This is a genomic window from Pseudomonas sp. PSE14 (assembly GCF_029203285.1).
Lineage (GTDB): Bacteria > Pseudomonadota > Gammaproteobacteria > Pseudomonadales > Pseudomonadaceae > Pseudomonas.
The window spans coordinates 790,004-801,853 of record NZ_CP115669.1 but is presented as its reverse complement, the minus strand read 5'-3'; the positions used below and the strand labels follow the sequence as shown (position 1 = coordinate 801,853).

Annotated in this window: 12 protein-coding genes; 7 read left to right on the top strand and 5 right to left on the bottom strand. The window is 67.3% G+C overall.

Annotated features, from left to right (window positions below; genetic code table 11):
* Positions 1-44: 44 nt before the first annotated feature.
* Positions 45-881 (bottom strand): SDR family oxidoreductase, encoded by an 837-nt coding sequence (locus O6P39_RS03800; RefSeq protein ID WP_275610097.1) that lies wholly within the window; start codon positions 879-881, stop codon positions 45-47.
* A gap of 10 nt (positions 882-891) precedes the next feature.
* Entirely contained in the window at positions 892-1,131 is a 240-nt protein-coding gene (locus O6P39_RS03795) for a CDGSH iron-sulfur domain-containing protein (protein WP_275610096.1), read from the bottom strand.
* Positions 1,132-1,255: 124 nt separating this feature from the next.
* Here O6P39_RS03795 and O6P39_RS03790 point away from each other — a divergent pair, with 124 nt between their 5' ends.
* Together O6P39_RS03790 and O6P39_RS03785 are read left to right on the top strand one after the other, a co-directional pair.
* On the top strand, positions 1,256-2,338 hold the full coding sequence (locus O6P39_RS03790) for an endonuclease/exonuclease/phosphatase family protein (protein ID WP_275610095.1): 1,083 nt from the start codon (positions 1,256-1,258) through the stop codon (positions 2,336-2,338).
* A gap of 103 nt (positions 2,339-2,441) precedes the next feature.
* Positions 2,442-3,218 carry a bifunctional lytic transglycosylase/amino acid ABC transporter substrate-binding protein gene (locus tag O6P39_RS03785; protein ID WP_275610094.1) on the top strand — a complete coding sequence of 259 codons (777 nt, stop codon included), beginning with the start codon at positions 2,442-2,444 and terminating at the stop codon, positions 3,216-3,218.
* Positions 3,219-3,427: 209 nt separating this feature from the next.
* Here O6P39_RS03785 and hrpB read toward each other — a convergent pair whose 3' ends face one another.
* Complete coding sequence (gene hrpB, locus O6P39_RS03780) at positions 3,428-5,959, bottom strand: ATP-dependent helicase HrpB (protein WP_275610093.1); 2,532 nt, start codon at positions 5,957-5,959, stop codon at positions 3,428-3,430.
* A 191-nt stretch (positions 5,960-6,150) separates the two neighbouring features.
* Between hrpB and O6P39_RS03775 the strand changes: the two genes are divergently transcribed.
* Genes O6P39_RS03775 through O6P39_RS03765 form a run of 3 tightly spaced genes read left to right on the top strand, consistent with a single transcriptional unit; the run spans position 6,151 to position 7,974 of the window.
* Positions 6,151-6,567 carry a polyribonucleotide nucleotidyltransferase gene (locus O6P39_RS03775; protein WP_275610092.1) on the top strand — a complete coding sequence of 139 codons (417 nt, stop codon included), beginning with the start codon at positions 6,151-6,153 and terminating at the stop codon, positions 6,565-6,567.
* A 1-nt stretch (position 6,568) separates the two neighbouring features.
* Positions 6,569-7,081: a DinB family protein gene (locus tag O6P39_RS03770; RefSeq protein WP_275610091.1), complete on the top strand. Its 513-nt coding sequence runs from the start codon at positions 6,569-6,571 to the stop codon at positions 7,079-7,081.
* Complete coding sequence (locus O6P39_RS03765; protein ID WP_275610090.1) at positions 7,078-7,974, top strand: cation diffusion facilitator family transporter; 897 nt, start codon at positions 7,078-7,080, stop codon at positions 7,972-7,974. Before O6P39_RS03770 ends, O6P39_RS03765 begins: the two co-directional genes overlap by 4 nt.
* Here the strand turns inward: O6P39_RS03765 and O6P39_RS03760 are convergent.
* Positions 7,967-9,088: a DUF6515 family protein gene (locus O6P39_RS03760; protein WP_275610089.1), complete on the bottom strand. Its 1,122-nt coding sequence runs from the start codon at positions 9,086-9,088 to the stop codon at positions 7,967-7,969. The genes O6P39_RS03765 and O6P39_RS03760 overlap by 8 nt on opposite strands.
* 438 nt (positions 9,089-9,526) lie before the next feature.
* On the opposite strand from O6P39_RS03760, the gene O6P39_RS03755 reads away from it, so the two are divergent.
* Both O6P39_RS03755 and O6P39_RS03750 read left to right on the top strand, forming a co-directional pair.
* On the top strand, positions 9,527-10,006 hold the full coding sequence (locus O6P39_RS03755; RefSeq protein WP_152220126.1) for an Lrp/AsnC family transcriptional regulator: 480 nt from the start codon (positions 9,527-9,529) through the stop codon (positions 10,004-10,006).
* A gap of 936 nt (positions 10,007-10,942) precedes the next feature.
* A complete protein-coding gene (locus O6P39_RS03750) occupies positions 10,943-11,146 on the top strand; it encodes a DUF2788 domain-containing protein (protein ID WP_015475469.1) in 204 nt (67 codons plus the stop codon).
* Positions 11,147-11,173: 27 nt separating this feature from the next.
* Here the strand turns inward: O6P39_RS03750 and O6P39_RS03745 are convergent, their stop codons facing one another.
* Positions 11,174-11,740: a pseudouridine synthase gene (locus O6P39_RS03745; RefSeq protein ID WP_275611879.1), complete on the bottom strand. Its 567-nt coding sequence runs from the start codon at positions 11,738-11,740 to the stop codon at positions 11,174-11,176.
* Positions 11,741-11,850: the final 110 nt, after the last annotated feature.

Sequence of the window (11,850 nt, the reverse complement as noted above, 5' to 3'; positions counted from 1 at the left end):
GCGAGCAAGCTCGCTCCTACAAGGGTTCGTACCCGGTCGGGGGATCAATGCCCCGGCTTGAGCCCCGACATCTTCGGCACCAGCAGCTTCTCGAACAGCCGCGGGAAGAACCTGGCCAGCACCCGCGCCCGCCAGTTGACGTTGGACAGCACCAGCAGCCGCTTGCGGCGCAGCGCACCCTGGTAGATGGCCTCGGCCACGTCGCGCGGCGAGGCTACTTCGGCGCCCAGTACCACCGCCGGCTGGCGGATCACCGAGCCGTCGCCCACCAGCGCGTTCTTGCGCAGGTCGGTGGCGGTGAAGCCAGGGCAGGCCAGGGTGATCGCCACGCCCGTGCCGTCGAGCTCCATGCGCAGCGTGTCGAACAGCCCGTGCAGCGCATGCTTGCTGGCGTTGTAGGCGCTGCGGTAGAGCAGCGGCGCGAAGCCGGTCAGCGAGCTGAGCACGACGATCTGCCCGCGCCGCGCCAGCAGGCTGGGCAACGCCGCCTGGGTGCAGTGCAGCGCGCCATAGAAATTCACCGCCATGACCCGCTGGAACACCGTCAGGTCCGTGTCGGCGAACTGGCTGCGGTGGGTGATGCCGGCGTTGTTCACCAGCACGTCGATGCCGCCGAAGCGCTCGATGGCCAGCGCTATGCAGCGGCGCACCGCCTCGGCGTCGGCAATGTCGCAGCGCAGGCCGAGCGCCTCGATGTTGTGGTGCTCGCGCAGGTGCTGGACCAGGCTGTCCAGCGCCGCCTGATCGAGGTCGAGGATCACCAGGTGCGAGCCGGCCTGGGCGAAGCGCAACGCCAGGGCACGGCCGATCCCCGAGCAGCCGCCGGTGACCAGCACCACCTTGTGCCGATAGGCCTGATGGGTGAAGAGCTTGCGCGGCATGCCGACCTCCTCAGAGGGATGCGTGGGTCCCGTCGCAGCACGGCGGCGTGTGGGTGTGCTTGCAGCCGCAGAAGAACAGCAGCTCGTCCCGCGGTGCGTGGTACTTCAGCGGAAACAGGCCGGTGCCCTTGTGCGAGCCGTCGCAGAACGGCTGGTTGGCGCTACGGCCGCAGCGGCACCAGAAATAGTCTTCGCCGGCGTGGACCTCCACCGCATAGGGTCCGCGCTGGGCAATCAGCGCCTCGGTCATGGAACGAACCTCCCGGCGCAGCCACGCCTCAAGGTTGCAGGATGCTTCGCGAAGGAAACGCGCAGGTGAAATGCGCGGTCACAAACACTATCCTCTCGCACATCAAGGATAGTCCCTAGGCTGTATGAACCTCTCGCTGCCACGCCGCATCCTGTTCCTGCTGCTCATCCTCCTGCTACTCGCCGCTACCGCCGGCGCCTGGCTGCTGGCCTGGCGTCCCGCCGAACGAGAGGCGGTGGCCGCGCAATGCCGCGCACCGGCGCCGCAGCTGCAACCAGGGCAGATGCTCAAGGTGATGACCTGGAACGTCCAGTACCTGGCCGGCAAGCGCTACATCTTCTGGGACGACCTGCCCGACACCGTCGGCCCGGACGACAAACCCAGCGCCGAAGACATCGCTTACAGCCTCGACGAGGTGGTGCGGGTGATCCGCGAGGAAGCGCCGGACATCGTGCTGCTGCAGGAGGTCGACGATGGCGCGGCGGCTACTGGCAAGCAGGACCAGCAGGCACTGATCGGCGACCGCCTGACCGACCTCTACCCCTGCTCCACCGCCGCCTTCGACTGGAAGGCGCGCTTCGATCCCAACCCTCACGTGTTCGGCAGCGCCGGGCGCAAGCTGGTGACCTTCAGCCGCTTCCAGATCGCCGGCGGCGAGCGCATCGCCCTGCCGCAGCGTTCGTCGATCCCACTGCTACGCCTGTTCGCCCCGCAACCCGCGTTGCTGCAAAGCACGCTGCCGATCCGCGGCGGCGGCCAGCTCACGGTGATCAATACCCGCCTGGAGCGTCCCAACGGCGACGACACCCCGCAGCGCCAGGTCGAAGCCCTGGAAGCCCACCTCAACGCCCTGCAGACCACCGGCAGCCCCTGGCTGCTGGGCGGCGACCTCGGCCTGCTGCCGCTGGGCCAGTACCCTTACCTGCCCGAGGTGCTGCGCGCGCCCTACCGCGCCAACAGCGAGCTGAACCTGCTGGCGGCGCGCTACCCGGTGATCCCGGCGGTGCAGGAATCCAGCGGCGCCGAGCAGGCGCAGTGGTACACCCACTTCCCCAACGACCCGCGCGTGCACAACCCTGACCGCACCCTCGACTACCTGTTCTACAGCCCCCGCCTGAGCCGCCTCGACGCCAGCGTGCGGCGCAACGACACCCTGCGCATCTCCAACCACCTGCCGCTCAACGGGCGCTTCCTGCTGCCGCACTGAGTGTTGCCGCACGAGTGCACCGGCCGGCGCTGGACAGCACGCAGGCACCGACGCATGCTGCGCCAGCCGCGCACAATAACGACAAGCCCCACCGCAGGTAGCCATGCTTTTTCGCCGTATCGCCTGGCTGATCGCCTGGCTGATCGCCATGCTGTTCTGCCTACACGCCAGCGCCAGTGACCTCCCGACCCTGGCCAACCGCCTGCCGCGCCCGCTGCCGGTGCTGGACGTCGGCTACTACGAATTCCCGCCCTACACCTACACCGCCCCGGATGGCAGTACCCGCGGCAGCGGCGCCGACCTGGTCCGGCGCATCCTGCTCAAGGCCGGCTACCGCGCCAACTTCCGCTCGCTGCCCAGCGCGCGCCTGTACCTCGGTCTGCAGGACGGCAGCGTACAGCTGTGGGCCGGCGCCCCCGGTAAGCCCGAGCTGGTCGGCAGTACGCTTGAGTGCGAGCGCACGCTCGGCCACGTCGACCTCAACCTCTACCGACTGCCATCACACGCCGCGCCTCGACTGCCGCAGGGCCTGACCGGCAGCCGAATCATCCTGATCAGCGGCTACAGCTACTGGAAGCCGATCACCGACCTGCTGGACGACCCGCACCTGAAACTGGAGCTGCACCGCACCAGCACCCATGTGGCGGCGCTGCAGATGCTCGAGCGCGACCGCGGCGATTACCTCATCGATTACCAGGCGCCTGTGGAGCAGGCCCGAAGGGAGCTGAACATGGCGCCGCTGGCCTTCGACACCCTGTACAGCGTGCCGACCAAGCTGATCGTCTCCCGCCACGCGCCCGATGCCGAACGGCTGCGCGAACAACTGGACCACGCCTACGACGAGTTGCAGGCAGCGGGATATGAAATGCAGTTGCCGTAGGGCGTACAACCGTTCGCGGTTGTACGCCGATTCACCTTGTCCCGTCGCTGGTGCCGGGGCTGAACTCGGAGAGCCCCGATATCAAGGTCAAACGGCGTATAACGTCGAACGTTATACGCCCTACGCTCCGGCTTGAACCGCATCATCCGCCGGCACGGACAGCTCCCTCTGGGAGAGGGCTGGGATGAGGGCAATCCAGCGCACCGGTCTCACCCCTTGCGCGGCTTCGCCCTCGCCGTCGGCTCGGCGATCAGCGGATCATCCGGCCAGTAATGCTTCGGATAGCGTCCCTTCAGGTCCTTCTTCACCTCGGCATAGGTGCTGCGCCAGAAGTTGGCCAGGTCCTGGGTCACCTGCACCGGCCGCTGCGCCGGCGACAGCAGGTGCAGCTTCACCGCCACCCGGCCATTGGCGATGCGCGGCGTGTCGGCCAGGCCGAACAGCTCCTGCAGTCGAACCGCGAGCACTGGTGGGGACTCGGTGTAGTCCAGGCGAATATTTGAACCAGACGGCACCTGCAAGGTACGCGGCGCCAGCTCGTCCAATCGTTGCGGCAGCGGCCAGGGCAGCACGGCATGGAGAATCCCGGCCAGCTCCAGGTTGGCGAAGTGCGCCAGCCGCGAAACCTTGCCCAGGTACGGCAGCAGCCAGTCCTCCAGCGAATCCAGCAGGGCCGCATCGCTGACGTCCGGCCACTCGCTCTCGCCCTTGCCCTCGATATCCAGTCGCCGCAGCAGCGCGACCCGCGCCTGCCACTGGCGCAGTTCCGGCGTCCACGGCAGCAGCTCCAGGCCCTTGCGCCGCACCAGTCCGAGCAATGCGCGGCTGCGGGCCTCCTCGTCGAGCGAGGGCAAGGCTTCCGTGGCCAGCACCAGCTCGCCGACCTTGCGCTGGCGCTCGGCGCGCAGCACGCCTTCGCGCTCGTCCCAGTCCAATTCGTCGTGGACGCTGACCTGCTCGGCCAGGATCGACTCGAACAATGCCGGCTCCAACGCCGCCGCCAGGTATATGCGCTCCTCGCGCTGGCCCTGTCGGCTGCCCAGGTCGGCGATCACCAGCCAGGGCTCCTTCATCAGCGCGTCCGGCTCGCCGAACTGCGCAGCGCGGCCGTTGGCCAGGCGGTATTCGCCACCGCCGGCGCGGCGTTGGCGGGCAATGCGGTCCGGGTAGGCGAATGCCAGCAGGCCGCCGAGCCAACGGGGATGATCGGGATCGCTCACCACCTCGCGGGCCGGGCCACGCAGGTAGCCCTTGAACTGCCGGGACAGCTGCCGCACCCGCTGCACCGCACCGCGACTGGCGCGCGGGGCATTCTGCTCGCCGGCCAGCAGGGCGATGCGGTGGTGCAGGTCGGCGTCGTTGCCACGCAGGATGTCACGCTCGCCGAGCAGCGCGGCGAGATCGCAGGCCAGCGCGCCCAGCCCCAGCGCATGGCCGCGCAGCAGCAGATGGGCGATGCGCGGGTGCGCCGGCACCTCGGCCATGGCCTGGCCGTGGGGCGTCAGGCTGCCGCCGCCGGCGCGGGAGGCCAGCGCGCCCAGGCGCTCCAGCAAATCGAGCGCCTGTGCATAAGCGGCCGCCGGCGGCAGGTCGAGCCAGGCCAGCTCCTGCGGGGCGACGCCCCAGCGCGCCAGTTGCAGGGCCAATCCGGCGAGATCAGCCTGGAGGATTTCCGCCGTGCCATAGGCCGGCAGTTGGTCGTGCTGGGCTTCGGACCACAGCCGGTAGCAGGCGCCAGGCTCCAGTCGCCCGGCCCGGCCGGCGCGCTGGGTGGCGGAGGCGCGGGAGATGCGCTGGGTATCCAGGCGGGTCATGCCGCTGCCCGGATCGAAGCGCGGCACCCGCGCCAGCCCGGCATCCACCACGACGCGCACACCGTCGATGGTCAGGCTGGTCTCGGCGATGTTGGTCGCCAGCACCACCTTGCGTTTGCCCGCCGGCGCGGGCTCGATGGCGGCGCGCTGGGCGTCGAGATCGAGCTCGCCATGCAGGGGACAGATCAGGATTTCCGGGCGACCGGCCAGCGCCTCGCCCAGTTGCTCGGCCACCCGGCGAATCTCCGCCTGGCCGGGCAGGAACACCAGCAGGCTGCCGCACTCGTCGGCCAGCGCCTGCTGTACCGTCTGCACCACGCGCGGTTCGATGAATTCGCCGGCCTGCCAAGGCCGGCCCCAGCGGATATCCACCGGGAACATGCGGCCCTCGCTGCGCACCACCGGGGCGTCGTCGAGCAACGCGGACAGGCGCTCACCTTCGAGCGTCGCGGACATCACCAGCACCTTCAGCGCCGGCTCGTCGCGCAGCAGTGCGCGGCCGTTGAGGGTCAGCGCCAGGGCCAGATCCGCGTCGAGGCTGCGTTCGTGGAATTCGTCGAAGATCACCAGGCCGACGCCGTCCAGCGCCGGGTCGTCCTGCAGGCGACGGGCGAGGATGCCTTCGGTGACCACTTCAATGCGCGTCTTCGGGCCGACCCTGCTGTCGAGGCGGATACGGTAGCCAACGGTTTCGCCGACCTTCTCGCCCAGCTCGGCGGCCAGGCGCTCGGCGGCGGCGCGGGCGGCCAGGCGGCGCGGCTCCAGCATCAGGATCGACTGCCCGGCCAGCCATGGCTCATCGAGCAGCGCCAGCGGCACGCGGGTGGTCTTGCCCGCGCCGGGTGGCGCTTCCAGCACCACCTCGTGGCGCGCGGCCAGTGCCTGGCGCAACTCGGGGAGGACGCTGTCGATGGGAAGGGCGTTCATGCCGGCTCCTGATTCAAGCTTTCACGGTGCGGTAACCCGGCTGACGCGGGGGCCGGCGATTATACCGGGCGAACCGCAAGGTCGACTTGGCAGTCTTAGAAGCAACGAGCCCGCCACAGCGTGCGAATCCACCAGCAATGGCCATGGGCTCGTTGATATAGTTATTCGCATCATCCTCCCGGAGGTTCTCCATGCGTCTCGCCACCCGTGTGTCCTGCGCGGTTCTTTGCGCCACCCTGTTCAGTCAGCTGACGGCCTGCGGCACCCTGTTCTACCCCGATCGCCGCGGCCAGATCGACGGTCGTGTCGACCCGGCCATCGTCGCCTTCGACGCCATCGGTCTGTTGTTCTACATCATCCCGGGCCTGATCGCCTTCGGCGTAGACTTCGCTACCGGCGCCATCTACCTGCCCGATGCCAAGTACTCGGTCGCGCCGGAAAAGCTCAAGGATGCAGTGAGTGAAGACGGCACCGTGGACAAGGCTAAACTCAAGGCGATCCTCGAGCGTGAAACCGGCCGCAGCCTGCCCCTGGACGACCCGCGTCTGATCCAGCGCAGCGGCAGCCTCCAACAACTCGCCAGCCTGGGTCTGCACCCGGAGGCCTGATATGCACGGCGCTCTCGCTTCACACCTTCGTCAACTCCTGGCGTACCACCAGTGGGCCTACGACCGCATCCTGGAGGCCGTCGAGCCTCTGGATGAGGCGGCCTATCGCGCGCCGCGCGGGCTGTTCTTCGATAGCCTGCACGGCACCCTCAATCACCTGGCGGTGGTCGATCGCATCTGGTTCGCCCGTGTGCAGCGAGAGCCCTGGCAGTTCGAGCGGCTGGATGCCGAGGCGGCCCCTGACCGCGATGGCCTCGCAGTATTCCTCAAGGAGGGCGTCGACGCCTGGCGGCTGTGGCTCGACAAGCAGACCGACGCCACCCTCGGCAGCTCGCTGGACTACCGCAACATGGCCGGCCAGGCGCACCGCCAGAGCCTGGCCAACATCGTCCAGCACCTGGTCAACCACGGCACCCACCACCGCGGCCAGATGAGCGCGGCGCTGACCGCCATCGGCCAGAAGGCGCCGCTGCTGGATTACATCTACTTCCTACCCAACCGCATGGACACATGATCACCCACGCCAGCCACTCCCAACTGCTGCGGCTGGCGACCTTCGCGTCGCTCGGCGTGGCCATCACACTGGTGGTGGCCAAGGCCATCGCCTGGTGGTTCAGCGGCTCGGTCAGCCTGCTCGCCGGCCTGACCGACTCGCTGCTCGACGGTGCAGCCTCCTTCCTCAACCTGCTGGCGGTGCACTACGCCATCCGCCCGGCTGACGACGATCACCGCTACGGCCACGGCAAGGCCGAGTCCCTCTCGGGGCTGGCCCAGGCACTGTTCATCGCGGTGAGCGCGGTGCTGGTCGGCACCCAGGCCATCGACCGCCTGCAGCATCCGCAACCGGTGGAATCGGCCGGCTGGGGCATCGCGGTGATGCTGCTGTCCCTGGCGCTCACCGCCGCCCTGCTGGCGGTGCAGGGGTACGTGGTGAAGATCACCGGCTCCAACGCGATCCGCGCAGACTCCCTGCACTACCGCTCGGACCTGCTGCTCAACAGCAGCATCCTGGTCGCCCTGCTGCTGGCGCAATTCGGCTGGCAGCAGATGGACGCGATCTTCGGCCTGGGCATTGCCCTGTACATCCTCTGGAGTTCCTTCCAGATCGCCCGCGAATCGGTTGCCGTGCTGATGGACGAGGAGCTGCCGCCGGATGTCAGCACGCGGATGCTCGAACTGGTGCGCGAAGTGCCCGGCGTGCTCGGCGCCCACGACCTGCGCACGCGGATTTCCGGCACCCACTGGTTCGTCCAGTTGCATCTGGAACTGCCCGGCGAACTGACCCTGTCCAAGGCGCATCAGCTGTGCGACGAGGCGGTGCTGGCGATCCACAAGGAATTCCCGCGAGCCGAGGTGCTGGTGCACGCCGACCCGCAGGAAGTGGTGGGCAAAGAGACCATCAGTTGATGCTGTAGCCGCGTCCGCTCAGGCAGGCGCCCAGGGCGCGGCGGTAGTTGTCGGCGACATAGGCCGGCGGCGCGTAGGTCGCCGAGGCCGGGTCGAAGCCGCTCTGGCTGGCGGCCCAGTGGTGGCATTCGTAGCGGTCGCGATTCTGCTGTTCCGGCCCCTGGCCATACAGCGGGTAGGCGATCACGTCGTAGGACGACTGCGCCACCAGCGGCTGCTCCATCGGCGGCGCCACCACCTCGTACTCCTGCGAACCGGCCTGCCACAGGTAATAGGTCCCCGCCACCAGGAAGTAGCCGATGCTGCCGATCCAGACCTGCTCGGCGTACGACGGCAGATAGCGCACCCGCACTCCATAAGGCGGCGTTACCACCACGTAGCGCGAACCATAGGGGCGATACCAGTAGCCGTCACCGAAGAAGTAATCGGACCCGCGATAAGGCACCCGGTAATGCCCCGCCGGCACGCTGTTCACCACGTAGCCCGGACGCCAGTACGAGGGATGCGGCCCCCAGTTGCCATGGGACGGCGGCGGGCGCCCCTGCCAGCCACCGGGCGGTGGACGCGAGCCTCCCTGCCAGCCCGGTCGATCGGAATGATCGTCCTGCCATTGGGTGGTGCCAGCGCCGATGGGACGGCCTTTCCACTGGTCGTTTCCGCTCGGCGGGCGAATCCCTGGATTGGCGTTATTGACGGGCGGACGTCCAGACCATTGCCCACCGTTGTTGCCCGGTGGGTTGCCATGCCAGTCATGATCGCCCCCTGGATTACCCTGCCAATGCCCGCCGTTGTTGACGGGGGGACGCCCCTGCCACTGGCCGTTGCCATTCCACTGGGGGTGGCCCTGCCACTGGCCGTTGCCGTTACCTTGCGGGCGGCCCTGCCATTGCCCGCCGGAGCTCTCCGGCGGCCGCTGCTGCCAATTGCCCATGGGCCGGCCCGGTCCCTCATGGGACATGGGCGTGCGCCCGCCTCCGGCATTGTTGCCCTGGCCGGCGGCAGGCCGCCCCTGGGACTGACCGGAGAGGTCCGGCGGCTCGGCTGCCAACGCCTGGGCAGCAATGGCCAGGGAGAGCATGGCAACCCCGGCGAACGGCCAGATGCCCGACTTCATGGAACCCTCACTTCGGCCTCGGCCGAAAACAGTGATGCGACAATGCCATAGACCACGGCACAGACCGCGTATTGCAAGGCGCTGAGTAAAGTCAGGGTAAAGATGGCAGAGAAATCGCGGGCAAGAAAAAGGGAGGCTCGTCAGCCTCCCTTTCGGAATCTCGTCCTGCTCGTCGCTGTTGGCGCCGGCTCACCTCGCTCCGCCTTCTGGGCAGTGCGTAGCCCGGTGGCCGGCGCGATCCTGTTGGGTCGGCGGGCCGCGAAGCGCCTGATTGGGCGGATCGCAGGGGACGTGATGTCCGGGCTGTGAATCTGGAAGAAATACTACGGCGACAGAGCGGGGAAATGATTGCTAAGATTGCTCATAAAGGCATTAGCTGAGCAATAAATAGCTAAAAATTACGCCACAAGCGCAATTGAATAGATACACGGGGTTTTCATGGACAAGCTGGACCGCTACGACCTGCGCATTCTTGCCGAACTGCAACGCGACGCGCGCATCTCCAACCAGGAGCTCGCCGAACGCATCGGCCTGTCGCCCTCCCCCTGCTCGCGACGGGTCAAACAGCTGGAAGACGACGGCTACATCGTCCGCCAGGTCGCCCTGCTCGACAGCAAGAAGCTCGGCCTGAGCCTCACCGCCTTCGTCCTGATCGGCATGGACCGCCACACCCCGGAGCGCTTCGAGCACTTCCAGCAGATCATCGGCAAATGCCCGGAAGTGCTGGAATGCAGCCTGGTGACCGGGATGGACGCGGACTACCAGCTCAAGGTGATGGTGCCGGACATGGAACGCTACCAGCACTTCCTGCTCGGCACATTGACCCGCATCGAAGGGGTGACCAGCGTGCGATCGAGCTTCGTGCTACGCAATGTGTTGGCCAGTACCGAGTTGCCGTTGGATCACTTGCGGGTTTGATCGCAGAGTTGACGTTCTTCGTAGGAGCGAGCTTGCTCGCGAACCGAGCCTGGCTGGTGCCTTATCGCCTGCCTCACCTCCGCTCGCAGGCATGGCCCGCGAGGCCCTCGATTCCTGCTCGGCGTTTCTGCGCCGCTTCGGCGCGCGCTGGGATTTCTTGTTTCGCCCCCTCGGGCGAGTCACTTTCTCAAACTACGGATGGCCGCCCCACAGAAAGTAACCAAAGGTCTTTGCCCCATCATCCGGGTCCCGCTTCGCGGGACTGATTCGCTTCGCTCACCCTTCGGGCCAGCCTTCGGCTGTTACTTCGCTTCGCTCCGTTTCCCTCGTTCCATCGAAGTTTCAGGGGCACGAACTAGGCGTCCCCCTTGACGGGCCATCCATGGCCCAACGACGCTCTCGCGGCATCCATGCCGCTCAACCCCTGAAACTCCGATCCCACTCGGCCTCCTGAAGGGGCGCTCCGGCGTGTGCGGATATTTCTCTGGAAATCCTCAAGGGCGAAACCAGAACAAAGGGCGAGCTGGGCTCCCGTAGGAGCGGACCTTGTCCGCGAAATCCATCGCTAAGGAATCCAACCCCACAGGTGGATGCCGATGCATGGCGCCTACGTAGAAGCGGACTCTGTCCGCGATTCGGCCGCAAACCCGGCGCCAGCCCCTTCGCGAGCAAGCTCGCTCCTACAACCTCCGCCTCCCCTGCGACACAGCACCGCACCCCGCGTCCCGCAAGACCAATCCATTACCGGAAATTTCCCCGCCAGCCGCGCCGCAGCGGGAATTTTCGGGGCGTTCCCCCCCTCCCACAGCAAGAACTGATCAATTTCTGAGCACCCCTGATCATCAAACAACCAGATGCGTATAATGCGCGCCTTCTCCACCACCACCCTCAGCCCCGGCGTCCCTCGGACAACCTCCGCACCGGGCAGGAGCAGCAATGAACGAAAGTTTCGAAGACTGGATGATGTACGGCCTGGTCACCGGCCTGATCCTGTTCATGGCCTTCATCGTCTGGGATCTGGCGAAGAAGTCCAAAGCCGGCCGCATGGGCACCATGGTGCTGTTCTTCGCCCTGGGCCTGGGTGTACTGGGTTTCCTGATCAAGTCCGTCGTCGTCGCGGGGCTCGAAGGCGGCTTCTGACGCCCGCTCCCGCGCCCGCCCCGGTCGTCAGAGATCGGGGCTGACTTCCCGCCACTGCCCCGGCTGCAGGCCGTCCAGGCTCCACGGCCCGATCCGCACGCGCACCAGACGCAGGGTTGGCAGGCCAACGGCCGCCGTCATCCGCCGCACCTGGCGGTTGCGGCCCTCGCGGATCACCAGTTCCAGCCAGGCCGTGGGCACCGACTTGCGGAACCGTACCGGCGGGTTGCGCTCCCACAGCTGCGGCTCCTCCAGCCGCCGCGCTTCGGCCGGCAAGGTCGGGCCGTCATTGAGTTGCACGCCCTTGCGCAGTTGTTCCAGCTGCTCGTCGCTCGGCTCCCCCTCTACCTGCACCCAGTAGGTCTTCGGCAGCTTGTGCTTGGGATCGGCAATGCGCGCCTGCAGGCGGCCGTCGTTGGTCAGCAGCAACAGGCCTTCGCTGTCGCGGTCCAGCCGTCCGGCGGGATAGACGCCCGGTACCTCGACGAAATCCTTCAGGGTCGCCCGGCCCTCGCTATCGTTGAATTGAGTCAGCACGTCGAACGGCTTGTTCAGCAGGATCAGCCGTGGCTGTGCCGGCGGCGCCTTGGCCACGCGGCGCGGCGCAGGACGGGGAGCGGAACGACGGGAAACTGGACGAGGCGGACGGGGCATGGTGAAAAGACTGGTAACCGGAGATGGGGGTGAAGCGATTGCCCGGCATG